This window comes from Pseudomonas peradeniyensis (assembly GCF_014268935.2).
Lineage (GTDB): Bacteria > Pseudomonadota > Gammaproteobacteria > Pseudomonadales > Pseudomonadaceae > Aquipseudomonas > Aquipseudomonas peradeniyensis.
Window position 1 is genome coordinate 430,591 of the sequence record NZ_JABWRJ020000002.1, and the last position, 23,479, is coordinate 454,069.

The window sequence follows — 23,479 nt, forward strand, 5'->3', positions numbered from 1 at the left end:
TGGCAGACTGCGGGACTTTCCGCTGTCTGCCGTTGAGGCTGTATGACTTTCACTCCCCGCCAGGTCACCCTGGCCAGCTGGATCATCGTCATGGCGGGCCTGTTGCTGGCGCTGCCGCTGAAGCTGCTGCCGAGCCTGCTGGCCGGCCTGCTGGTCTACGAGCTGGTCAACATGCTCACTCCGCGGCTGCAACCGCTGATCGCCGGGCAGCGCGCACGCTGGCTGGCGGTGGCGCTGCTCGGCACCCTGGTGGTGAGCACGCTGACGTTGCTGATCGCCGGCGCCTTCAGTTTCCTGCTGCACGAGGCCGAGAACCCCGGCGCCTCGCTGGACAAGTTCATGGGCCTGGTCGAGCGCGCGCGAGGCCAGCTGCCGCCGTTCATCGAAGCCTACCTGCCGGCCAGCGCCGCCGAGTTCAAGGTGGCCATCGGCGACTGGATCAAGAGCCACCTGAGCGACCTGCAACTGGTGGGCAAGGGCATGGCGCACATGTTCGTGACCCTGCTGATCGGCATGATCCTCGGCGCCATCGTTGCCCTGCAGCGCATCCCCGACATCTCCCGGCGCAAGCCCCTGGCGGCAGCGCTGTTCGAACGCCTGAGCCTGCTGGTGCAGGCGTTTCGAAACATCGTCTTCGCGCAGATCAAGATCTCGCTGCTCAACACCGTCTTCACCGGCATCTTCCTGGCCGTGGTGTTGCCGCTGTTCGGCGTGCACCTGCCGTTGACCAAGACGCTGATCGTGCTGACCTTCCTGCTGGGGTTGTTGCCGGTGATCGGCAACCTGATGTCCAACACCCTGATCACCATCGTCGGGTTGTCGCTGTCGATCTGGGTGGCGATGGCGGCGTTGGGGTACCTGATCGTGATCCACAAGGTCGAGTACTTCCTCAACGCGCGGATCGTCGGCGGGCAGATCAGTGCCAAGGCCTGGGAGCTGTTGCTGGCGATGCTGGTGTTCGAGGCGGCGTTCGGGCTGCCGGGGGTGGTGGCGGGGCCGATCTATTACGCCTACCTGAAGAGTGAGTTGAAGCGGGCGGAGTTGGTCTGATCATCGCGGGGCAAGCCCGCTCCCACAAAGCAGTCATGAACTTGGCGTGGGAGCGGGCTTGCCCCGCGATAAGGCCTTTGAATCAGGCCGCGCCGTAACGCTTGCGCGCCTCGATCGCCAGCCCGCTGCCGATACTGCCGAAGATATTGCCTTCCACATGCCGCGCATTGGGCAGCATAGCCGCCACGCTGTTGCGCAGCGCTGGAATCCCGCTGGAACCACCGGTGAAGAACACCGTGTCCACCTGGCCCTCGCTCACGCCGGCCTTGGCCAGCAACTCGCTCACGCTGCCACGCACCCGCTCCAGCAGCCCATCGATGGCCTCCTCGAACAGTACCCGGGTCAGCTCGGCCGACAGCTCCGGCTCGATACGGCCAAAGTCGATGTGCCGGCTGTCGCGCTCGGTCAGCTCGATCTTGCTGGCCTCCACCTCCATCGCCAGCCAGTGCCCGGCGCGCTGTTCGATCAGGTTGAACAGGCGATCGATGCCCAGCGTGTCCTCGATGTCGTAGCGCATGTTGCCCAAGGCCAGCTGCGACTTCTGCGAGTAGAGGGCGTTGATGGTGTGCCAGGTAGCCAGGTTGAGGTGGTAGCTGGTGGGCATCAGCGCGCCGCTCTTCATCCGGCTGCCGTAGCCGAACAGCGGCATCACGCCCTGCAGGCTCAGCTGCTTGTCGAAGTCGGTACCGCCGATGTGCACGCCGCCGGTGGCCAGGATGTCGCTCTGGCGCTCGGCCACCAGGTGGCGCTCGGGCGACAGGCGGATCAGGGTAAAGTCCGAGGTACCACCGCCGATATCGACAATCAGTACCAGCTCTTCCCGGCTGATGCCTGACTCGTAGTCGAACGCCGCGGCGATCGGTTCGTACTGGAACGACACGTCCTTGAAGCCGATCTTGCGCGCCACCTCCGCCAGGGTGTCCTCGGCCTCCTGGTCGGCGGCCGGGTCTTCGTCGACGAAGAATACCGGGCGGCCCAGCACCACCTGGTCGAATTCACGGCCGGAATCGGCTTCGGCGCGCTTTTTCAGCTCGCCGATGTACATGCCCAGCAGGTCCTTGAACGGCAGGGCGCTGCCCAGCACGCTGGTGTCGTGCTTGATCAGCTTGGAGCCCAGCAGGCTCTTGAGCGAGCGCATCAGGCGGCCTTCGTAGCCTTCCAGGTACTCGTGCAGGGCCAGGCGACCGTACACGGGACGACGCTCCTCGATGTTGAAGAAGACCACCGACGGCAGGGTGATCTTGCCGTCTTCCAGGGCGATCAGCGATTCGACGCCCGGACGGTGCCAGCCGACCGTGGAGTTGGAGGTGCCGAAGTCGATGCCAAGGGCACGGGCCGGGGATACGTCAGACATGAAGGAGAGCTTCCGGAGGCAAAACGGCCGCGCAGTTTATGCCAGTCTGCGGCTAAATCAAGACCGGTCGTCTGCGATAGCGCAACCCCGGATGAACCTTGAAAGGCTATGCTTGACCCCAATCTTCAGTGGCAATACGTACATTCACATCGGTGATCCATAGATGGACTTCAAAGACTATTACAAGATACTCGGCGTCGAGGCGAGCGCGGACGAGAAGGCGATCAAGGCCGCGTACCGCAAGCTCGCGCGCAAGTATCACCCCGACGTCAGCAAGGAGCGTGACGCCGAGGACAAATTCAAGGAGGCCAACGAGGCCTACGAAGTGCTTGGCGACAAGGACAAGCGCGCCGAGTACGACGAGATCCGCAAGTATGGCGGCCAGCATGGCCGGCCGTTCCAGGCACCGCCTGGCTGGCAGTCCCGTGGCGGCAATGGCGGCGGCGGTGGCTTCGAGGGTGGCGATTTTTCCGATTTCTTCAGCTCGATCTTCGGCGCCCGGGGCGGCAACCCCTTCGGTGGCGGCGGTGGCCGGCAACAACGCAGTGCCGGCAGGCGAGGGCAGGACGTGGAACTGGAACTGGCGGTCTTCCTCGAAGAGACCCTGAACAAGGAATCCAAGCAGATCAGCTTCCAGGTGCCGCAGACCAACGGCGCCGGGCAGCGCACCGGCTTCACCACGAAAACGCTGAACGTGAAGATCCCCGCCGGGGTGACCGACGGCGAGCGCATCCGCCTCAAGGGCCAGGGCGCGCCGGGCGTGGGCGGTGGCGCCAATGGCGACCTGTTCCTGACCATCCGCATGGCACCGCACCCGCTGTTCGATGTCGAAGGCCATGACCTGATCATCACCGTGCCCCTGGCACCGTGGGAGGCGGCGCTCGGCGCCAAGGTGGCCGTACCCACCCTGACCGGCAAGATCAACCTGACCATCCGCCCTGACAGCCAGAGCGGCCAGCGCCTGCGGGTCAAGGGCATGGGCCTGTTGAACAAGCAAGGCGAGCGCGGCGACCTGTACGCCCAGCTCAAGGTAGTGATGCCTGCCCAATCCGACGACGCAACTCGCGCATTGTGGACCCAGCTCTCCGAGAAAGCCGCGTTCAACCCGAGGACTCAATGGAGTAAGTGATCATGAGCAGCCCCCTGATCGTTCAACTGGACATGCGTACCCTGTGCCAGGAGGCCGACATCACGGCCGACTGGGTGATCGAGATCGTCGAGCACGGCATTGTCGAACCGTCGGGGCGAACGCCCGAGGAGTGGGTGTTCGATGACCGCGCGCCGGTGACCTTGAAGCGCGCGGTGAAGCTGCATCAGGAGCTGGAGCTGGAGTGGGAAGGGGTGGCGCTGGCGTTGGAGCTGTTGGAAGAGGTGCAGCAGTTGCGCAGCGAGAACAGCATGTTGAAGCAGCGGTTGGGCAGGTTTACCCAGATGTGAGAGTTAAAGCATCGCGGGGCATCAACGCCGTTCTGAGGCGGGGGCCAGGACCTTGAAATACAACGCTGTTGCCCGGTAAACCCCTTCCGGTCCGCAGGCATAATCCGGAATCTCCCCTGCCTTGCTGTACCTCAGCACCCGATAGAACGCCTCTGCCTCGGACCCAGCCTCGGTATCGAGAAACAGCATCCCCCGCCCGATCCGCCGCGCCTCGGTCTCCAGCGCGTTCATCAACTGCTGCCCCAGCCCACGCCTGCGCGCATCGCTGTGCACCAGCAGCTTCTGCACCTCGCCCCGGTTCAGCCCGTTGGGCTTCAGGCACAACCCCAGCTGCACACTACCCAGCACCTCCTGCCCCTGGGCGATGACCCAGAGCAGCCGCTCGCCACCGGCCAGCTTTGCCTTCACCTCATCGAAGTAGGCCTTGGCCTGCTGCTCGTCGATATCGGCTAGAAACCCCACCGACGCGCCCTGGCGCACCGCATCGAGCAAAAGGGTCACCAACCCGTCGCGGTAGTACGCCAGGCCTTCGTGGGTCACGCGGTGCAGCTGGGCGGTGTTCATCGGCTTCAGGTCCTTGAAGGGGGAAGGGAGTTGTCATTCAGGTACAGCTGCATGAAGGTCAGGTCTAGCCAGCGCCCGAACTTCACCCCCACCTGCGGCATCTGCCCGGTGGTGCTGAAACCCAGGCGTTCGTGCAGGCGGATCGACGCGGCGTTGCCGCTCTCGATGGCGGCAACCATCACATGTTTGTCGCAGTGGCGCGCGCGCTCGATCAGCGCGTCCATCAACACCGGCCCCAGGCCCTTGCCGCGTTGGTCGCCACGCACGTACACCGAGTGCTCGACGGTATGCCGGAAGCCTTCGAACGGCCGCCAGTCGCCAAATGAGGCATAGCCCAGCACGCCGCTGTCGTCCACCGCGACCAGGATCGGGTAGCCCTGCTGCGCACGGGCCTCGAACCAGGCCAGGCGGTTGCCCAGGTCCACGGGGGTTTCGTTCCAGATCGCCGTGGTGTTGGCCACGGCGTCGTTGTAGATGTCGAGGATGCCCGGCACGTCGTCGATCAGGGCGTCGCGGATCTGGTAACTCATGACAGCGTCTCGCAAGGGAAGTGGTTGCAGATTAAATGGTAACCAGGCCGCGCACACCTTCGGCCTGCATGTTTTCACCCCGGCCGCGCTGGACGATCTCGCCGCGTGCCATGACCAGGTATTGGTCGGCCAGCTCCTCGGCGAAGTCGTAGAACTGCTCCACCAGCAGGATGGCCATGTCGCCCCGGTCGGCGAGCTTGCGGATCACCGCGCCGATCTCCTTGATCACCGACGGCTGGATGCCTTCGGTGGGCTCGTCGAGGATCAACAGGCGCGGGCGGCTGGCCAGGGCGCGGCCGATGGCCAGCTGTTGCTGCTGGCCACCCGAGAGGTCGCCGCCACGGCGTTGCTTCATCTGCTCCAGCACCGGGAACAGCTCGTAGATGAAGGCGGGTACTTCCCGTGCCTCGCGGGCGGGGAAGCGCGACAGGCCCATCAGCAGGTTTTCCTCGACGGTCAGGCGCGGGAAGATCTCGCGGCCCTGGGGCACGTAGGCGATGCCGGCCTGGACCCGTTGCTGGGGCTTGAGCGTGGTGATCGGCTTGCCTTCCCATTCCACGCGGCCCTCGCGGGCCGGCAGCAGGCCCATCAGGCAGCGCAGCAGGGTGGTCTTGCCCACGCCGTTGCGACCCAGCAGGCAGGTGACCTCGCCGACCTTGGCCTCGAAGGACAGGCCGCGCAGGATGTGGCTGCCGCCGTAGTATTGGTGCAGGGTGTCGATCTTGAGCATGTGTTGTCCTTTTCGAATCTGCTTTGTGTTTTCGGGCCTCATCGCCGGCAAGCCGGCTCCCACAGGGGCTGCGCTTGCACAAACCCTGTGGGAGCCGGCTTGCCGGCGATGAGGCCGGTACAGCCACCCAGAATTCAGCGGCCCAGATACACCTCGACCACCCGCTCATCCTCCTGCACCTGCGCCAGCGACCCTTGCGCCAGCACGCTGCCCTGGTGCAGCACCGTCACATGGTCGGCAATGCTGCCGACGAAGCCCATGTCATGCTCCACCACCATCAGCGAATGGTGGCCCGCCAGCGAGCGGAACAGCTCGGCGGTGAACTCGGTCTCGGCATCGGTCATCCCCGCCACCGGCTCGTCGAGCAGCAGCAACCTCGGCTCCTGAACCAGCAGCATGCCGATCTCCAGGAACTGCTTCTGCCCATGGGATAACAACCCCGCCTGGCGCTGTGCCAGGGGCAGCAGGCGCAGGGTGGCCAGCACCTCCTCGATGCGCTGGCGCTGCTCGCCGGACAGCCGCGCCACCAAACTGGCCCACACCGACTTGTCGGCCTTGAGCGCCAGCTCCAGGTTCTCGAACACCGTCAGCGCCTCGAACACCGTGGGCTTCTGGAACTTGCGACCGATGCCGGCCTGGGCGATCTGGCACTCGCTCATGCGGGTCAGGTCGAGGGTGTCGCCGAAATACGCCGTGCCGCTGTCGGGGCGGGTCTTGCCGGTGATCACGTCCATCATCGTGGTCTTGCCGGCGCCGTTGGGGCCGATGATGCAGCGCAGCTCGCCGACGCCGATGTACAGGTTCAGGTCGTTGAGCGCCTTGAAGCCATCGAAGCTGACGCTGATGCCCTCCAGGCTCAGCACCGTGCCGTGGCGGGTGTCGAGCCCGGCCTCGCGGCGCCGGCCCAGGCCGATCGCCTCGCGACCGCTGCCGATCTGGTCGAAGATCGGTTCCAGCATGAATTCCGGATGCACCGGGGGCACGCTTCTCATGGCTGGCTCCTTTTCTTCACAAGGCCGACCACGCCCTTGGGCAGGTACAAGGTGACGAGGATGAACAGCGCGCCGAGGAAGAACAGCCAGAACTCGGGGAACGCCACGGTGAACCAGCTCTTCATGCCATTGACCAAACCGGCGCCGAGCAGCGGCCCGATCAGCGTGCCGCGCCCGCCCAGGGCCACCCACACGGCGGCCTCGATGGAGTTGGTCGGCGACATCTCGCTGGGGTTGATGATGCCCACCTGCGGCACGTACAGCGCTCCGGCCAGGCCGCACAGCACGGCGCTGAGCACCCATACCAGCAGCTTGAAGCCGCGCGGGTCGTAGCCGCAGAACATCAGGCGGTTCTCGGCATCGCGCACGGCAGTGAGCAGGCGACCGAACTTGCTCTGGGTCAGGCGCCAGCACAGGAACAGGCTGCCCAGTAGCAGGCCGACCGTCAGCAGGAACAGCGCGGCGCGGGTGCCCTGGGCGGTGATATCGAAACCGAGGATGGTGCGGAAATTGGTGAAACCGTTGTTGCCGCCAAAGCCGGTCTCGTTGCGGAAGAACAGCAGCATGCCGGCGAAGGTCAGGGCCTGGGTCATGATCGAGAAGTACACGCCCTTGATCCGTGAGCGGAAGGCGAAGAAACCGAACACCAGCGCCAGCAGCCCCGGCGCCAGCACCACCAGGCACAGCGCCCAGGCGAAATGCTGGGTGCCGGCCCAGTACCAGGGCAGCTCGCTCCACGACAGGAAGGTCATGAACCCCGGCAAGCCATCGCCGGCCGCCTGGCGCATCAGGTACATGCCCATGGCGTAGCCGCCCAGGGCGAAGAACAGGCCGTGGCCCAAAGACAGCAAGCCTGCGTAGCCCCAGACCAGGTCCAGGGCCAGGGCGACGATGGCGTAGCAGAGGATCTTGCCGACCAGGGTCAGGGTATAGGCCGAGACCTGTAAGGCGTGCCCGTCAGGCAGCAGCGACAGTAGCGGCAGGGCCAGCAGCACCAGGACGACAACGGCGCCGACGGCCATTGAAACCCGGGTGCCGGCCTTGCGCGTGGCAGTGACAATCAATGGCTGGTTCATCAGTCGATTACCCGTCCCTTGAGGGCGAACAGGCCTTGCGGGCGCTTCTGGATGAACAGAATGATTAGCGCAAGGATGAGGATCTTGCCCAGCACCGCACCGATCTGCGGCTCCAGCAGTTTGTTGGCGATGCCCAGCCCGAAGGCCGCCCACAGGCTGCCGGCCAGCTGGCCGACGCCGCCGAGCACCACCACCAGGAACGAGTCGATGATGTAGCTCTGGCCCAGGTCCGGCCCCACGTTGCCGACTTGGCTCAGGGCCACGCCGCCGAGCCCGGCAATGCCTGAGCCAAGACCGAAGGCGAGCATGTCGACGCGCCCGGTGGATACCCCGCAGCAGGCCGCCATGTTGCGGTTCTGGGTGACGGCGCGCACGTTCAGGCCCAGCCGGGTGCGGTTGAGCAGCAGCCAGGTGAGCAGAACCACGGCGAGGGCGAAGCCGATGATCACCAGGCGGTTGTACGGCAGCACCAGGTTGGGCAGCACCTGGATGCCGCCGGACAGCCAGGCCGGGTTGCTCACCTCGACGTTCTGCGCGCCGAAGATCAGGCGCACGGCCTGGATCAGGATCAGGCTGATGCCCCAGGTGGCTAGCAGGGTTTCCAGTGGGCGGCCATACAAGTGGCGGATCACCGTGCGCTCCAGGGCCATGCCGACCCCGGCGCTGACGGCGAAGGCCACCGGCAGGGCGATCAGCGGGTAGAACTCGATGGCGCCCGGGGCATAACGCTGCAGTAGCACCTGGACCATGTAGGTGCTGTAGGCGCCGAGCATCAGCATCTCGCCGTGGGCCATGTTGATCACCCCGAGCAGGCCGAAGGTGATTGCCAGGCCCAGCGCCGCCAGCAGCAGGATCGAACCCAGCGACAGGCCGCTGAAGGCCTGGCCGAGCAGTTCGCCGACCAGCAGCTTGCGCTGTACCTGGGCCAGGCTGGTTTCTGCGGCGATGCGCACGGCGGCGTCGGTTTCGGCGTCGGGTTGCAGCAGGGCTTCGAGGCGGGTGCGGGCCAGCGGGTCGCCGGTTTCGCCGAGCAGGCGCACCGCGGCCAGGCGTACTGCAGGCTCGCTGGCGCCCAGTTGCAGGTTGGCCAGGGCCAGGCCAAGGGCCGCGTGCACGGCGGCGTCCGGTTCGCTGGCGAAGCGGCGGTCGAGGAAGGCCATCTGCGCCGGTTGCGCGGTTTTTTGCAGTTGCTGGGCGGCGACCAGGCGCACGTTGGCTTGGTCACTGAGCAGTTGATGGCTGGCCAATGTGTTGTCGATCAGGCCGCGCAGGCGGTTGTTCAGGCGCAGTTTGCGCGTGTCGTTTTCGGCGATGCGGCCCTGGCGCAGGTTTTCCAGCAGCGGCAGGCGGGCGGCATCGGGTTGTGCGGCCCAGGTTTCGAGCAGGCTGGCCTGTTCGGCGGGTTTGGCGGTGAGGAAGAACTCGCCTTCGCTGGCTTGGGTGGCCAGGGGCAATAGCAGTAGTAATGTGAACAGGAGTCTGAGCATGCGGGCAGTCCTGGAAATCGGCGGTGGATTCATCGCGGGGCAAGCCCGCTCCCACGCCGCCCCCCATCCAGAGGTGAGTGCAGCGTGGGAGCGGGCTTGCCCCGCGATGGCGTCAGTTGCCCTTCACTGCATAGTCAGGCCGCTTGTCATTCCCCGGAATGAACGGGCTCCAAGGCTGCGCCCGCAGCGGCTCCTCGGTCTGCCACACCACACTGAATTGCCCATCATCCTGGATTTCGCCGATCATCACCGGCTTGTGCAGGTGGTGGTTGCTCTTGTCCATGGTCAGGGTGAAGCCCGACGGCGCCTTGAAGCTCTGCCCGGCCAGCGCCTCGCGCACCTTGTCCACATCGGTGCTGCCGGCCTTCTGCGCCGCCTGCGCCCACATGTGGATGCCCACGTAGGTGGCCTCCATCGGGTCGTTGGTCACCGCCTTGTCGGCCCCCGGCAGGTTCTTGGCCTTGGCGTAGGCCTTCCAGTCGGCGACGAACTTCTGGTTGACCGGGTTATCCACAGACTCGAAGTAGTTCCACGCCGCCAGGTGCCCCACCAGCGGCTTGGTGTCGATGCCGCGCAGCTCCTCTTCACCCACCGAGAACGCCACCACCGGCACGTCGGTGGCCTTCAGCCCCTGGTTGGCCAGCTCCTTGTAGAACGGCACGTTGGAGTCGCCGTTGACCGTGGAAATGACCGCCGTCTTGCCCCCGGCCGAGAACTTCTTGATGTTGGCGACGATGGTCTGGTAATCGCTGTGGCCGAACGGCGTGTACACCTCTTCGATGTCCTTGTCGGCCACGCCCTTGCTGTGCAGGAAGGCGCGCAGGATCTTGTTGGTGGTGCGCGGGTAGACGTAGTCGGTGCCCAGCAGGAAGAAGCGCTTGGCGCCGCCGCCGTCCTCGCTCATCAGGTACTCCACCGCCGGGATCGCCTGCTGGTTGGGCGCCGCGCCGGTGTAGAACACGTTCGGCGACATCTCTTCACCCTCGTACTGCACCGGGTAGAACAGCAGGCCGTTGAGCTCCTCGAACACCGGCAGCACCGACTTGCGCGACACCGAGGTCCAGCAGCCGAACACCACCGCGACCTTGTCCTGTGTCAGCAGCTGGCGGCTCTTCTCGGCGAACAGTGGCCAGTTGGACGCCGGGTCCACCACCACCGGCTCCAGCAGCTTGCCGTTGACCCCGCCCTTGGCGTTGATCTCGTCGATGGTCATCAGCGCCATGTCCTTGAGCGAGGTCTCGGAGATCGCCATGGTCCCGGACAGCGAATGCAGGATGCCGACCTTGATGGTCTCGGCGGCCTGGATGCTCCAGCTCAGGCCCATCGCGGCGATCGATGCGCTGAGGGTAAAGGCCTTGATCAGACTGCGTCGCTTCATGTGCTCACTCCGATGTGATGGTGGGTGTTGGCCTAGTTGGAGAGTGCAAAGGCTGTGCCGAGCGATGGAATGTGCGTGATAGAGCGGTTGTGCGACGAATCGGGGCGCGAGGTGGGGCCAGGATGGTGCTTGCAGGTTGGGCCTGCACAGGATTGGGGCCGGGGGCGATGAACACTTTTGACACATAAGCACTACTTGAGTACCGTGCCGCACCGCAGTAGTTTCTGCGGTTCGGGATTGGCGTCCCGGATACAGAGAGCGGGCACTTTTAGCAGTGTCCTGCGTGGCTGCACCCGTTATGGGCGGAGCCGTGTGTGGGAGCCTTCGGGCTCACCGGCTCTCTCTGTCCGGCACGCCAACCCGCACGGCTCCGTCCACCCATATTGGCGTGTGGGTGCGGAGCGTCATTACGGAGAGCCGCAAGGAGATGCACCATGCTCAAGAAGATCGTTCCAGATCCACCATTCGCATTTGCTGAAATCGCCACCTTTCATCGAGAGGTGCAGCCATGAACCAGGAATCGCTGGTCAACCACAGTCCTCGCCAATCACGTCCCGTCACCGCTTGTTCCCACTTCGGCACCTGCAATCACGCCCATGCCCCGATTCTCTCGGTACGTGCTGGCGTTGATAGCGAGGATGCGCTGGTGTGCGCGGTGGCGGCGTTGAAGGCGGCTTATGAGACCAATGCTGCCGCGTTGGAGAAGGCGGGGGAGCCGTTGCGCAGTTTGCTGACGGCGACGGAGAACTCGCTGGAGAAAGGCCTGGCGCTGGCCGAAGCCGTGCTTGAAGGGTTGGAGCAAGGCTAGCGGGCCTCATCGCGGGGCAAGCCCGCTCCCACGCCGATCTCACACGGCAGGCGTGGGAGCGGGCTTGCCCCGCGATGGGTTCAGGATCAGCTGTTCGACGCCCCACGCACGGTGGCACGCGGCTGACGCCTGCTGCGCACGAACTGATAGGTCACCGCCAGAATCACGAACCAGATCGGCGTCACCACCAGCGCCGAGCGCGTATCCGCCTCCAGGCTCAACAGCACCAGAATGCCGGCGAAGAACACCAGGCACACGTAGCACATGAAGCGCCCGCCCGGCATCTTGTAGGTGGACTGCTCATGCAGCGCCGCGCGCTGTTTGCGGTAGCTCAGGTACGACAGCAGGATCAGCGTCCACACGAACATGAACAGCACCGCCGACACCGTCGTCACCAGGGTGAAGGCTTCGATCACATTGGGTACCAGGTAGATCAGCACCGCGCCCAGCAGCAGGCAGGTGCAGGAGAAGTACAGGCCGTTGGCCGGCACCGCGCGGCGCGAGAGCTTCTCGAACGCCTTGGGCGCATCGCCCTCCTGGGCCAGGCCGAACAGCATGCGGCTGGTGGAGAACACGCCGCTGTTGGCCGACGAGGCCGCCGAGGTGAGCACCACGAAGTTGATGATGCTGGCCGCCGCCGGCAGGCCGGCCAGCACGAACAGCTCGACGAACGGGCTCTTGCCCGGCACCACGTCGCGCCATGGAGTCACGGCCATGATCGCGATCAGCGCCAGCACGTAGAACACGATGATGCGGATCGGGATCGAGTTGATCGCCCGCGGCAGGGTGCGTTCGGGGTTCTTCGCCTCGGCGGCGGTGGTGCCCACCAGCTCGATGCCGACGAAGGCGAACACGGCGATCTGGAAGCCGGCGAAGAAGCCGAGCAGGCCGTTGGGGAACATGCCGCCGTCATTCCACAGGTTGGCCAGGGTGGCGGTGTGGCCTGCTGGCGACTGGAAGCCGGTAACGACCATGTACAAGCCGGTGGCGACCAGGCCCATGATGGCGATGATCTTGATCAGGGCGAACCAGAATTCCATTTCGCCGAACATCTTCACCGTGACCAGGTTCAGCGACAGCAGCAGGGCCACGCAGCTCAGTGCCGGTATCCACTGCGGAAGGTCCGGGAACCAGAATTGCGTGTAGGCGGCGATCGCCACCACGTCGGCGATGCCGGTGACCACCCAGCAGAACCAGTAGGTCCAGCCGGTGAAGTAGCCGGCCCAGGGGCCGAGCAGGTCGGCGGAGAAATCGATGAACGACTTGTAGTTGAGGTTCGACAGCAGCAGCTCGCCCATGGCGCGCATGACGAAGAACAGCATGAAGCCGATGATCATGTAGACGAAGATGATCGACGGGCCGGCCAGGCTGATGGTCTTGCCCGAGCCCATGAACAGGCCGGTGCCGATGGCGCCGCCAATGGCGATGAGCTGGATGTGGCGGTTGGTCAGGTTGCGTTGCAGGTGCTGCTCTTCAGAGGGTGTCTGGGAGGTCCGGGTCATAGGCTGCATTCCATTGAGGGTCAGTCTTTTTGTGAGCGAAAGCCGAGTAGGCTATCACGTCGCGTTCCGATCGCGGGTGTGGCAGATCGGCACGATCTTGGCGGTGCAGCGCGGTGCTCGACATGACGGGAATCAATGGTTGTTGGTGCCGGCCTCATCGCGGGGCAAGCCCGCTCCCACGCCATGGATCGTGCACGGCGTGGGAGCGGCGGTGCGCCGATGCGACTTGCCCCGCGATAGCGATATCAGGCCCGAACCAGGAGCCGGCGCCTTACCACCAGGCTATCCACCACCCACATCACCACCATCGAAATCCCCACCAGCGGGAAGGCGACGCCCAACACCACCATCACCCCCACCGCCGTCTTCCAGCGCGGCAGGTCATGACGCAGCGGCGGCACCCCCAGCCCACCAGCCGGCTTGCGCTTCCACCACATCACCAGCCCGCTCACCGACCCCAGCAGGATCATCAGGCACACCAGCAGGATGACGACCTGGTTCAGCGGCCCAAACATCTTCCCTTCATGCAGCATCACCCCCAGCTCCGTGGCACGCGCCACCGGGCTGTAGTCCTGCCAGCGCACATCGGCCAGCACCTTTGCGGTGTACTGATCCACATGCAGGGTGGCATCGTTGCGCGGATCGTCGGCGAATACCGCGATGGTGAACACCCCGTCGGCACTGGTCGGCAGGGTGATGCTGTAGCCCGGCTCGACCTCGCGCAGATTGGCGATGTTCTCGACCTGCTGCAGGCTCACCTGCGGCGCCGCCGGCGCCTGGTCCATCGTGTGATGCCCGGCATGCTCGGCATGGGCACCGGACACCGGCATCGGGGTGTTCTCCATGGCCCACGGCACGGTCTGGCGATGGGCTTCATTCAGTTCGCGTGCCTGCCTGTCGGACTTGGGCACGTCATTCCACATGGCCGCCGGGAACCGGTTCCACAGGTCGGCATACTGCTTGCCCCACAGCCCGGTCCAGGTCATGCCGCTGATCAGCATCAACAGCAGCAAGGCCGAACCCCAGAAGCCGGTGACGGCATGCAGGTCGCGCCACAGCAACCGGCCGCGTGCGCTCAAGCGTGGCCACAGCACCCCAGCGCTGTTGCGCCCGCGTGGCCACCACAAATAGAGGCCGGACACGACCAGGACGATGCCCCAGCCGGCCGCCAGTTCCACCAGCCGGTCACCGACCGTGCCGACCATCAGTTCGCCATGTAGGGCGCGGGCAATGGCCTGCAGGTTCTGCTTGCCGTCCTGTTCGCCCAGCACTTTGCCGCTGTACGGATCGACGAAGACGTTCAGCTCGCGACCGCCGTCATGCACGACGAACTGTGCGCTGCGCTCGGCGCCCACCGACGGCAGGTACTGCCCCACCTGACCCTGTGGATAAGCCTGGCGCACGTTGGCCAGCAGCGTGTCGGCGTCCTGTCGGTGATGGCCTGCCTCGACCACCATCAGCTCGCGGTACATCAACGGATCGAGCTGCGGCTTGAACAGGTAGATGATCCCGGTGATCGCCAGCAGGATCATGAACGGTGCCACGAACAGCCCGGCATAGAAATGCCAGCGCCACGCAAGGTTGTAGAAGGAAACGATTGGTTTGCTCATATGAGCCTCCCGTAGACCTTAAGTGGGCGCGGTCAGGTCCCGCGCCCGTTTGTTGTTGTCAGAAGCTGAAGTCGACCTTGGTCCAGAAGGTCCTGCCTGGCTCGTTCACCGGTTCCGTGGCGTTGGCCGGGTAGCCGAACCCGGCGTTCCCGGCCAGGTTCAGGTGCTCGGCGTAGGCCTTGTCGAACAGGTTGTCGACGCCCGCGCTGAGCTTGAGGTTGTTGTTGATCTTGTAGGCACCGTTGAGCGAGAACACGCCGAAGCCTGAGCTTGTGTCGTAGTCCTTGCCGACCACGTTGCCCTGGTTCTTGGCGATGCGGTTCTGCTCGGCGACCAGGCGCCACAGGGCGCCGACGCTCCAGGTGTCGCGGCTGTAGGTCAGGCCGAGGCGGCTTTCCAGCGGTGGCATCTGTGGCAGGGCCTTGCCGGCGCTGCTGTTCTTGCCCCAGGCGTAGGCCAGGGTGGCGTCGGCCTTCCAGTTCTCGGTCAGCTTGTAGGCCGCGCCCAGCTCACCGCCCATGATGCGGGCGTCGATGTTCTGCGCCTGGGAGGTGAGCGAGCCCATCATGTTGCGCTGGTAGTCGAACAGGATGTAGTCGCGCACTTGCCCGACATAGCCCGAGGCCCAGGCCTCCAGGCGCTCGTCGCGGTACTGGATGCCGAAGTCGAGCTGGGTGGTCTTCTCTGGCTTGATGCCGTCGAAGGCGTTGACCGAACCGGCCGGGGCGCGCTTGGGCGAGAACAGCTCCCAGTAGTCGGGGAAGCGCTGGGTGTGGCCCAGGCCGATGTAGGTGGTGGCCGGAATCGCCGCCAGGTCGTGCTCGTAGCGCACGAAGCCGCTGGGCAGGGTGTCGGCGCGGGTGTCGCCTTCGGTGGCGCTGCCCTTGCGGAAGTCGCGGGCCGAGGCGCGATCCAGGCGGGCGCCGGTGACCAGGCGATCCTCGCCGGTCGCATACCAGGTGAGTTCGCCGAAGGCGCCGTAGTTGTGGAAGTCGGCGTCCTTGGTCCAGGGCTTGCCCTTGTGCGCGTTGACGCCCATGCCACCGCGCTGACGGTGCTCGTTGGTCTGCGCGTCGATGCCGCTGATCAGTTGCACGTCGGCCCAGCGCCAGGTGGCCTTGATCCGCGCGCCCATCGTGCGTCGGTCGACGTTGCTGACCATGGGCATGCCCATCATGCCGGTGCCCGATGGGGTACGCAGGGTGTAGTTGTCCATCACGTGGTCGGCGTAGTTGTAGTAGACCTGCGCCTCGACCTTGTCGAGCACCTCGCCGAGATTGGACTTCTCGAAGCGCAGCCCCAGGCTTTCGCGCTTGAACTGCGAGCCGTCCATGCCGCGCCCGGCGGAGCGGGCCTCGCCGTCGCCCTTGCCGGCGGTCAGCTCGAGCAGAGTGTCGGCGTCCGGGGTCCAGCCGAGGCTGACGTCGCCGTTCCACTTGTCCCAGCGCGACGGCACGGTGTCGCCGTTGCCGTCCTCGAAGTCGTCCGAGTGCGACTGGTTGCCGATGAAACGCACGTAGCCGAGCGAGCCGCCGGCCGCGGCGTCGAGCACCTTGTCGAAGCGGCCGTTGGAGCCGGCCAGCACGCTGCCGTTGACCCGGCTGCCGAGCTCGCCGAATTTCTCCGGGTCACGTTCGAACAGGATGGTGCCAGCGGAGCCACCCGGGCCCCAGATCACACTTTGTGGGCCTTTGATCACCGTGAGTCGGTCGTAGGTTTCCGGCGAGATATACGAGGTCGGGGCGTCCATGCGGCCGGGGCAGGCACCGAGCATCATGCCGCCATTGGTGAGGATGTTCAGGCGCGAGCCGAACATGCCGCGCAGCACCGGGTCGCCATTGGTGCCGCCGGCGCGGACCACCGAAAAGCCGGGGATGGTCTTGAGGTAGTCACCGCCGTCGCTGGCCGGCACGGGCTGGCGCGGGTCCTTGGGGTTGGTGACCACGGTCAGTGGCGAACTCGGGGCGATGGCGGTGATCACCGTCGGGCTCAGCTCGGCCGGGTCGTGCACATGGCCTTCGTGGCCGTTTTCGGCGGCAAAGGCCAGTGGCGCGAGCAGCGAGCCGCAGAGCACGGCGATGGTGCCACGCAGGGAAAGGGCAAAAACAGGGGTGCAGCCGGACATAATGATTCCAGTCGATCAGTCGTGAGTCAGCGCGAAGCCTCCTGGCTTCGGGCGTTTAGCGTGTTGTGTTCAAGCGACGATCGAATGGGGCGGAGCGCGGCTGCGGGCGCCGGGGAATACAGCCTGCCGGGCATGGCCCTGGCGCGTGGCGACGGTGAGGTGGCTGGGTGGGGTGACGCTGCCTGCGCTGAGCGGGCTGAGGCTCTGGGGCAGGGCGGGGCAATTGAACAGCAGGCTGCAATAGCCGCACTTTTCCCACATGACATGCAGCTGGCCATCGTTGCCGTGGCCGTGGTGCTCGTCGTGACCGTGCGCCATGGGCATGCTCATCGACATGTCCATGGGCATGGACATGCCGGCGTGGTGCTCCATCGGCATCGACTGGGAAACCAGCGGGCCGATGAAGATCATCCACATGGCGAACAGGCTCAGCCAGCCGCCACCGACGCGCCTGCGATCAGGGCGGGTAGTGCGGACGGAGCTGTAGCGCGGCAGGCTCATGGTGAGCGCCTGTCAGTCGATCAAGTCAGTGCGCGTGCTCGTGCGCAGCCTGCTCGGCCGGTGGCTGCTTCTGCACGGCGACTTCGACGGTGATGTCACCGGCCTTCTCGAAGTGCAGGGTCAGCGGGAAGCGCTTGCCGTCGGTCAACAGGCTGCGGTCCTTGGGCTGCATGATCATCACGTGGTAGGCGCTGGGGGCGAAGGTCAGGTCCTTGCCAGCGGGTACTACCACGCTCTGCACCTGCTGCATCTTCATGGCGCCGGTTGCACTCATCGCATGCTCGTGCAGCTGGGCGTCGGCGCTGATCGGCGTGTCCGCCGAGAGCAGGCGGTCGTCGGTCTTGCCGTTGTTGTGCACGACGAAATAGGCCGCGACGTTGGGCGCGTTCGGCGGCAGCTCCAGCGACCAGGGGTGGGCGATGTGCAGGTCGCCTTTGCTGTATTCGTGGGCGTTGGCATAGGCGCCGGGCAGCAGCAGGGCGGCCAGGACGAGGGCTTGCTTGAGCATGGGTGAGTCTCCGATCTGTTGAGGTTCAGGCAGACAGCGTAGTGAACTCAGGCCAGGGGAGAGGCACGGGGATTGAGCGCGGGCCATAGCTGGCGCGGCGTGGGCTGGTAGTCGGCGAGTTGTGGCGCGTGCCCCGCAGGCAGCACGGGCGGGTTGTGCAACTGCGGCGGGTAGCCGGGCAGGGCCAGCAAGGGCACTGCGCCCAGGCAGCACCAGCAGTTCATCATGCTGGCGCTGTCGTCGCTTTGCGTCCCCAGGTCGATCTTGGCCAGGGCCTGGACATCGACCTTGGCCTTGTTGGCCATGCTGGAACAGAAAGCCCCCCACAGCAGCTGTTCGGCCGGGCCTTTCGGCGCGGCGGAGGACAGCGGCATGGCCAGCAGGTTGAACAGCACTGCGAAGCAGGCTATCCAGGCAATGTGCCGACGTGGGGGCATGGAGAGATCCGGTCAGGAATCGTGATGGCTATTGTACGGCGGAGTATAGGTAAAAATGCCGGGGTGCGGTGAAGTGCCGCACCCGCAGGCATTCGCATGCCCCTGTAGGAGCGGCCTTGTGCCGCGAAAGGGGCGCAAAGCGCCCCCGGGCTATCAGGCCTTGCCACGCCCCAGCAGCCCGCGCACGGTCTCCTGCAGGTCGGCCGGCAGCACCACGACCTTGGCGTTGTCGCTACCCGCCAGGTTCTCCATCGCCCCGATATACCGCTCACCCAGCAGGTACATGGCCGGCACGGTCTCGCTGCCCACCGCTTCCTTGACCAGGGTGATCGCACGCGCCGATGCCTCGGCCAGGTTGACCTGGGCCTCGGCATCCAGCTTGGCCGCCTGCAGGCGCGCCTCGGCTTCGAGAATCGCCGCCTGCTTGTTGCCTTCGGCGCGAGTTACGTCAGCTTTACGCTCACGTTCGGCGGCGGCCTGGCGTTCCATGGCGGTCTGCATGCTCGGCGAGGGCTTGATGTCCTGGATCTCCACCGAGCGCACCGTCACGCCCCAGTCTTCGGTCTGCTCGGACATCGCCTCGCGCAGGCGTGCCTTGATCTGCTCGCGGCTGGACAGCGCTTCGTCCAGGTCCATGGCACCGACGATGGCGCGCAGCGAGGTCATGGTCAGGCTGGTGACGGCGAACGAGAAGTTCTGCACGCCGTACGAGGCCTTCTGCGGGTCGACCACCTTGGCGAAGCACAGGGCGTTGGCGACGATCACCGCGTTGTCCTTGGTGATGATCTCCTGCTGCTGCACGTCGAGGATGATGTCCTTGGTCGGCAGGCGGTAGGCGACCACGTCCATGTATGGAATGACGATGTTCAGGCCGGGTTTGAGGGTGCTGTGATAGCGGCCCAGGCGCTCGACGATCCATTCCTCGCCCTGGGGCACGATGCGCACCCCCTTGAACACGGTGATCAGGACAAATGCGGCGAGGGTGCCGACGATGATGAGGCTGGTCATGCTGCGAACTTCCTTTTAGTGCGGATTCAGGCCCGGGTGACCCGGGCGGTGTTGCCTTCGATGGCGGCCAGGCGTACGCGCTCGCCGGTGGGGATGTCGTTGTCCGAGACGCAGGTCCATTCCTCGTTGCCGAGGATGGGCTTCTGAAAGCGCACCCGGCCTTTCTGGAACTGCGAGACGTTGGCGGTCAGCAGGCCGACCTCGCCGATCACGCTGTCAGCGGTCCAGCGCACGTCCGGCTTCTTGCGGCGGAACACCTTGAACCAGAGCACCGTGGTGATCGATGAGAACACCACCCACAGCAGGCCCTGCATATCGAGTTGCAGGCTGGGGGCGAGCAGCGAGACGAGCGACACCAGCACGGCGCCGATGCCGAACCAGAGGATGAAGAAGGTGGGGAGCACCAGTTCCAGCAGGATCAGGGCCACGCCGAAGACGAGCCAGATCCACCATTGCATTTCCATATGGGTGGAGCCTTCCAGAAGGGGAGAGGTGATTCTACGGCAGGATCAAGGCACAGGGCCATCTCGTGACCGTCAGCGTGGGTGTGTTACCCAGTCTTCCACACGCAGCCCCGGCACACGCTGGAACTCGCGCAGGTTGTTGGTCACCAGCGTAAGGCCGCGAGCGCGGGCGTGGCCGGCAATCATTCTGTCGTAGGGGCCGATGGGCGTGCCGGCCTTGGCCAGCTCCGCACGTAGCTGCGCGGTGTGAGCTGCGCCCTGAGTGTCGTAGTCAAGCACATCGAGCCGTGCGGCGAACCCCTCGACAATGGCCAGGTTGCGTTCCGGCGCCGCGGATTTCTCCGCACCGTAGATCAACTCCATCAGGGTTACCGTGCTGATGGCCAGCTGGCCGTGATGGCGATTGAATGCCTCGCGCACTACCTGTGGCTTGTTCTTGATGGTGAAAATGCAGATGTTGGTATCGAGCATGTACCTGAGCATCAGAATCCTTCGCGCTCCTGGTCGGCTGGCTGTTCCCTGCTTGCCATGAAGTCCGCACTCACATCGTCACCCTCGAACCAGCTGTCCCAGCTTTCGCCGGCAGGCGAGATGATGCGGGAACGGCCCACCGCAACGATGTCCACGCGGGTGACGTCTTCTGGAAGGGCGAGGGCTTTTGGCATGCGGATAGCCTGGCTGCGGTTACTTTTGAAGACTGCACCTTGCTCCATGATGGGCCTCCTTGAAAGCGCAAATGTATGACCGGAGTTTAATTCTGGAGGTGGATATGTCAATGGGATATACAGGGTGCCGATCAGGCCTTGGGCAGGTGGAGCGCCTCCAGCAGCCGCCTCGCATCCTGGAATTCCCGATCCACTTCCGGCAGTACTGGCCGTTTGAGTACCAGCACCGGCACCCTGCGTGCCCGTGCCACTTCCAGCTTTGGCTCGGTAGCCGTGCTGCCGCTGTTCTTGCTCACCAGTACGTCGATCCGTCGACGTTCGAACAGGGCACGTTCATCGTCGATGAGGAAGGGCCCGCGCGCACCGATCACCTCGCAGCGTTCATTGCCAGGGCACGCCTCGAGGGCGCGCAGGGTCCAGAACTGGTGTGGTGGGATTTCGTCCAGATGTTGCAGGGGTTCACGGCCAAGGGTGAACAAGGGGCGCTGGAACGGAGTCAGCGCCTCGATCAGCCCGGCCCAGTCCTCGACTTCGCGCCAGTCATCACCGGGCTGCGCCTGCCACGCCGGGCGGCGCAGCGCCCAGCAGGGAATACCGGCGCTGCGTGCGGCGAGGGTGGCGTTACGGCTGATCTGCGCGGCATAGGGATGGGTGGCGTCGATCAGCAGGTCGATGCCTGCTTCGCGCAGGTAATCGGCCAGGCCTTCGGCGCCGCCGTAGCCGCCGACCCGCACCTGGCAGGCCAGGTCCTGGGGCACACGGCCGATGCCGGCGAGGCTGTAGACATGCTGCGGACCAAGCTGGCGAGCGATGGCCAGGGCTTCGGTGACGCCGCCGAGCAGCAGGATGCGGCCATTCATGCCACACCAGCCTTGCCGACGATGCCGCCCTGGCGGTCGATGGCGAACACTTCCACCTGCACCTGGGCCGGCACCACGCTGCGGGCGAAGGTCAAGGCATGGCGGCACACCTCATCGCCCAGGGCGATGCCGGCGGCATGCGCGAGGGCGAGGGCCTGCTGGCTGGTGTTGGCGGCGATGATCGCCTGTTGCAGCGCCGTGTCCGCGCCAATGGCCGCCGCCCAGCCCGCCAGCTGCGGCAGGTCGATGCTCGAATGGCGGCTGTGCAGGTCCATGTTTCCGGCGGCCAGCTTGCTGATCTTGCCGAAGCCGCCGCATAGTGTGAGGCGCGGCACCGGTACCTTGCGCAGGTGCTTGAGCACGGCGCCGACAAAGTCGCCCATCTCGATCAGGGCGATCTCCGGCAGGTTGTAGACCCGGCGCATGGTGTCTTCGCTGGCGTTGCCGGTGCAGGCGGCGATATGGGTGTAGCCGTTGGTGTGGGCGACGTCGATGCCCTGGTGGATCGAGGCGATGTAGGCCGAGCAGGAGAACGGCCGGACGATGCCGCTGGTGCCCAGGATCGACAGCCCGCCGAGGATGCCCAGACGTGGGTTCATGGTCTTGAGGGCCAGCTGTTCGCCGCCTTGCACGTTGACCGTCACTTCGAAACCGCCGTGGTAGCCGCAATCGCCCGCCAGTTGCAGCAGATGGTCGCTGATCATCTTGCGCGGTACCGGGTTGATGGCCGGTTCACCGACTGCCAGCACCAGCCCCGGGCGAGTCACGGTACCCACGCCCACGCCCGCGATGAAGCGTACGCCGGGCTCGGCGCGCAGGCGCACCTGGCTGTAGAGCAGGGCGCCGTGGGTGACATCGGGATCGTCGCCGGCATCCTTCAAGGTGCCGGCCTCGGCCATGTCGCCCTTGAGGTGGCAGAACTCCAGGCGCATCTGCACCACCTTGCCCTTGGGCAGGGTGATCTCCACCGCGTCGTGCTGTTGCCCGGTCAGCAGCAGGCGCGCCGCCGCCAGGCTGGTGGCGGTGGCGCAGCTGCCGGTGGTCAGGCCGCTGCGCAGTGGCGCGGCCTGTTCGCGGGTTTCTTCACGCATCGAGGGGTTTCACCACGTCGAGCAAGGTGATTGGCAGGGCCTGGCGCCAGGTGTCGAAACTGCCCAGTGGTTGAGTGTGGGCTATGTGGATGCGGGTCAGCTCGCCGCCGTGCTGCTCGCGGAACTGCGCCAGGGCGACCTCGCTTTGCAGCGTGACCGCATTGGCAACAAGGCGTCCGCCCGGCAACAGGCGCTCCCAGCACAGGTCGAACACGCCTTCGCGGGTGACGCCACCGCCAATGAAGATCGCATCCGGACGTTCCAGCCCGGCCAAGGCTTCGGGTGCCTTGCCGCGAATCAGTTGCAGGCCGGGCACGCCGAGGGTGTCGCGGTTGTGTTCGATGAAGCCCTGGCGGCCTTCGTCAGCCTCGATCGCAAGCGTGCGGCAGCTGGGGTGGGCGCGCATCCATTCGATGCCGATGGAACCGCAACCGGCGCCTACGTCCCACAGCAGCTCGCCGGGTTGTGGTGCCAGGCGGGCCAGGGTGATCGCTCGCACGTCGCGCTTGGTCAGCTGGCCGTCGTGACGGAAGGCGCTGTCGGGCAGGCCGGCCACGCGAGGCAGGCGTGGGGTGTCGGGCGAGGCCTGGCATTCGATGGCGACCAGGTTGAGCGTGGCGATGTCGGTGTGTGGCCAGTCGTCGGCGGTGCCGCTCAGCGTTCGCTCCTGCGGGCCACCGAGGTGTTCGAACACCTGCAGACGGCTGGGGCCGAAGCCACGTTCGCACAGCTGCGCGGCAATGGCCGCCGGGCTGCTTTCGTCGTTGCTCAGCACCAGCAGGCGCATGCCGCTGTGCAGATGGGCATTGAGCGCGGCCAGCGGACGGGCAACCACCGAGACTACCTGCACATCCTGCAACGGCCAGCCCAGGCGGGCGGCGGCCAGGGCGCAGGAGGAGGGCATCGACAGCACCTGCAGTTCCTCGGCGGGCAGCTGGCGCGCCAGGCTGGCGCCGACGCCGTAGAACATCGGGTCGCCGCTGGCCAGCACGCATACCGGCTCGCCGCGCAGGGCCATGACCGGGGCCAGGGAGAAGGGGCTGGGCCAGTGCAACTGCTCGGCGGTCACGCAGCGGGGCAGCAGCGCCAGCTGGCGTGGGGCCCCGATGATTCGCGTGGCCGATAGCAGGGCACGCCGGGCCTGCTTGCCCAGGCCACTGAAGCCGTCTTCGCCGATGCCTATTACTGTCAGCCAGGGGGCCATCTGTTCCTCGTAGCAATCATTGATCACGGGGCAAACCCGCTCCCACGAGGTGGCGTGGGAGCGGGTTTGCCCCGCGATTCGTCTAAGCGTTCGACCAC

The 23,479-nt window shown here is 65.6% G+C and carries 25 protein-coding genes; 4 read left to right on the forward strand and 21 right to left on the reverse strand.

The annotated features are described in order from the left end of the window. Positions 1–42 precede the first annotated feature (42 nt). Positions 43–1,050, forward strand: coding sequence for an AI-2E family transporter (locus HU751_RS11415; RefSeq protein WP_110734957.1), 1,008 nt, complete (start codon positions 43–45; stop codon positions 1,048–1,050). An 82-nt stretch (positions 1,051–1,132) separates the two neighbouring features. Here the strand turns inward: HU751_RS11415 and HU751_RS11420 are convergent, their stop codons facing one another. Further along, complete coding sequence (locus HU751_RS11420) at positions 1,133–2,404, reverse strand: Hsp70 family protein (RefSeq protein ID WP_186732712.1); 1,272 nt, start codon at positions 2,402–2,404, stop codon at positions 1,133–1,135. A gap of 163 nt (positions 2,405–2,567) precedes the next feature. Between HU751_RS11420 and cbpA the strand changes: the two genes are divergently transcribed. Both cbpA and HU751_RS11430 read left to right on the forward strand, forming a co-directional pair. Next, positions 2,568–3,533, forward strand: coding sequence for a curved DNA-binding protein (cbpA, locus tag HU751_RS11425; protein ID WP_186732714.1), 966 nt, complete (start codon positions 2,568–2,570; stop codon positions 3,531–3,533). Positions 3,534–3,535: 2 nt separating this feature from the next. Beyond that, positions 3,536–3,841 (forward strand): chaperone modulator CbpM, encoded by a 306-nt coding sequence (locus HU751_RS11430; RefSeq protein ID WP_186732715.1) that lies wholly within the window; start codon positions 3,536–3,538, stop codon positions 3,839–3,841. 21 nt (positions 3,842–3,862) lie between these two features. Here the strand turns inward: HU751_RS11430 and HU751_RS11435 are convergent, their stop codons facing one another. The 7 genes from HU751_RS11435 to urtA form a co-directional block, all read right to left on the reverse strand. Next, complete coding sequence (locus tag HU751_RS11435) at positions 3,863–4,405, reverse strand: GNAT family N-acetyltransferase (protein ID WP_186732716.1); 543 nt, start codon at positions 4,403–4,405, stop codon at positions 3,863–3,865. 5 nt (positions 4,406–4,410) lie between these two features. Next, a complete protein-coding gene (locus HU751_RS11440; protein ID WP_186732717.1) occupies positions 4,411–4,935 on the reverse strand; it encodes a GNAT family N-acetyltransferase in 525 nt (174 codons plus the stop codon). A 31-nt stretch (positions 4,936–4,966) separates the two neighbouring features. Then, complete coding sequence (gene urtE, locus HU751_RS11445) at positions 4,967–5,665, reverse strand: urea ABC transporter ATP-binding subunit UrtE (RefSeq protein WP_062572701.1); 699 nt, start codon at positions 5,663–5,665, stop codon at positions 4,967–4,969. 134 nt (positions 5,666–5,799) lie between these two features. Then, positions 5,800–6,657, reverse strand: coding sequence for an urea ABC transporter ATP-binding protein UrtD (gene urtD / locus HU751_RS11450; protein WP_186732718.1), 858 nt, complete (start codon positions 6,655–6,657; stop codon positions 5,800–5,802). Then, complete coding sequence (urtC, locus tag HU751_RS11455) at positions 6,654–7,733, reverse strand: urea ABC transporter permease subunit UrtC (RefSeq protein WP_186732719.1); 1,080 nt, start codon at positions 7,731–7,733, stop codon at positions 6,654–6,656. The genes urtD and urtC overlap by 4 nt, the downstream gene beginning before the upstream one ends. After that, positions 7,733–9,220 carry an urea ABC transporter permease subunit UrtB gene (gene urtB / locus HU751_RS11460; RefSeq protein WP_186732720.1) on the reverse strand — a complete coding sequence of 496 codons (1,488 nt, stop codon included), beginning with the start codon at positions 9,218–9,220 and terminating at the stop codon, positions 7,733–7,735. The genes urtC and urtB overlap by 1 nt, the downstream gene beginning before the upstream one ends. A gap of 112 nt (positions 9,221–9,332) precedes the next feature. After that, a complete protein-coding gene (urtA, locus tag HU751_RS11465; RefSeq protein ID WP_186732721.1) occupies positions 9,333–10,598 on the reverse strand; it encodes an urea ABC transporter substrate-binding protein in 1,266 nt (421 codons plus the stop codon). A 508-nt stretch (positions 10,599–11,106) separates the two neighbouring features. Between urtA and HU751_RS11470 the strand changes: the two genes are divergently transcribed. Then, positions 11,107–11,406 carry a hypothetical protein gene (locus HU751_RS11470; RefSeq protein WP_186732722.1) on the forward strand — a complete coding sequence of 100 codons (300 nt, stop codon included), beginning with the start codon at positions 11,107–11,109 and terminating at the stop codon, positions 11,404–11,406. An 86-nt stretch (positions 11,407–11,492) separates the two neighbouring features. On the opposite strand, the gene cycA is transcribed toward HU751_RS11470, so the two are convergent. The 13 genes from cycA to cbiE all read right to left on the reverse strand — a co-directional run bounded on the left by cycA (position 11,493) and on the right by cbiE (position 23,381). Further along, positions 11,493–12,908: a D-serine/D-alanine/glycine transporter gene (gene cycA / locus HU751_RS11475; RefSeq protein ID WP_186732723.1), complete on the reverse strand. Its 1,416-nt coding sequence runs from the start codon at positions 12,906–12,908 to the stop codon at positions 11,493–11,495. A gap of 245 nt (positions 12,909–13,153) precedes the next feature. Then, on the reverse strand, positions 13,154–14,518 hold the full coding sequence (locus HU751_RS11480) for a PepSY-associated TM helix domain-containing protein (RefSeq protein WP_186732724.1): 1,365 nt from the start codon (positions 14,516–14,518) through the stop codon (positions 13,154–13,156). 58 nt (positions 14,519–14,576) lie between these two features. After that, complete coding sequence (locus HU751_RS11485) at positions 14,577–16,643, reverse strand: TonB-dependent copper receptor (protein ID WP_186732725.1); 2,067 nt, start codon at positions 16,641–16,643, stop codon at positions 14,577–14,579. 69 nt (positions 16,644–16,712) lie between these two features. After that, a complete protein-coding gene (locus HU751_RS11490; RefSeq protein ID WP_186732726.1) occupies positions 16,713–17,144 on the reverse strand; it encodes a DUF2946 domain-containing protein in 432 nt (143 codons plus the stop codon). A 25-nt stretch (positions 17,145–17,169) separates the two neighbouring features. Beyond that, complete coding sequence (locus HU751_RS11495; protein WP_186732727.1) at positions 17,170–17,652, reverse strand: copper chaperone PCu(A)C; 483 nt, start codon at positions 17,650–17,652, stop codon at positions 17,170–17,172. A gap of 47 nt (positions 17,653–17,699) precedes the next feature. Beyond that, complete coding sequence (locus tag HU751_RS11500) at positions 17,700–18,089, reverse strand: DUF2946 domain-containing protein (protein WP_186732728.1); 390 nt, start codon at positions 18,087–18,089, stop codon at positions 17,700–17,702. Positions 18,090–18,242: 153 nt separating this feature from the next. Next, the gene (locus HU751_RS11505; RefSeq protein WP_186732729.1) at positions 18,243–19,097 is read right to left on the reverse strand and encodes an SPFH domain-containing protein; all 855 of its coding nucleotides are present in this window, start codon (positions 19,095–19,097) and stop codon (positions 18,243–18,245) included. A gap of 26 nt (positions 19,098–19,123) precedes the next feature. Further along, positions 19,124–19,561, reverse strand: coding sequence for an NfeD family protein (locus HU751_RS11510; RefSeq protein ID WP_186732730.1), 438 nt, complete (start codon positions 19,559–19,561; stop codon positions 19,124–19,126). Between the two features lie 72 nt (positions 19,562–19,633). Then, entirely contained in the window at positions 19,634–20,044 is a 411-nt protein-coding gene (vapC, locus tag HU751_RS11515) for a type II toxin-antitoxin system tRNA(fMet)-specific endonuclease VapC (RefSeq protein ID WP_186732731.1), read from the reverse strand. After that, positions 20,044–20,274 carry a type II toxin-antitoxin system VapB family antitoxin gene (gene vapB / locus HU751_RS11520; RefSeq protein WP_011535889.1) on the reverse strand — a complete coding sequence of 77 codons (231 nt, stop codon included), beginning with the start codon at positions 20,272–20,274 and terminating at the stop codon, positions 20,044–20,046. Before vapB ends, vapC begins: the two co-directional genes overlap by 1 nt. Positions 20,275–20,357: 83 nt before the next feature. After that, a complete protein-coding gene (locus tag HU751_RS11525) occupies positions 20,358–21,086 on the reverse strand; it encodes a cobalt-precorrin-6A reductase (protein ID WP_186732732.1) in 729 nt (242 codons plus the stop codon). Then, positions 21,083–22,177: a cobalt-precorrin-5B (C(1))-methyltransferase gene (locus tag HU751_RS11530; RefSeq protein ID WP_186732733.1), complete on the reverse strand. Its 1,095-nt coding sequence runs from the start codon at positions 22,175–22,177 to the stop codon at positions 21,083–21,085. Before HU751_RS11530 ends, HU751_RS11525 begins: the two co-directional genes overlap by 4 nt. Beyond that, the gene (gene cbiE / locus HU751_RS11535) at positions 22,170–23,381 is read right to left on the reverse strand and encodes a precorrin-6y C5,15-methyltransferase (decarboxylating) subunit CbiE (protein ID WP_186732734.1); all 1,212 of its coding nucleotides are present in this window, start codon (positions 23,379–23,381) and stop codon (positions 22,170–22,172) included. The genes HU751_RS11530 and cbiE overlap by 8 nt, the downstream gene beginning before the upstream one ends. Positions 23,382–23,479: the final 98 nt, after the last annotated feature.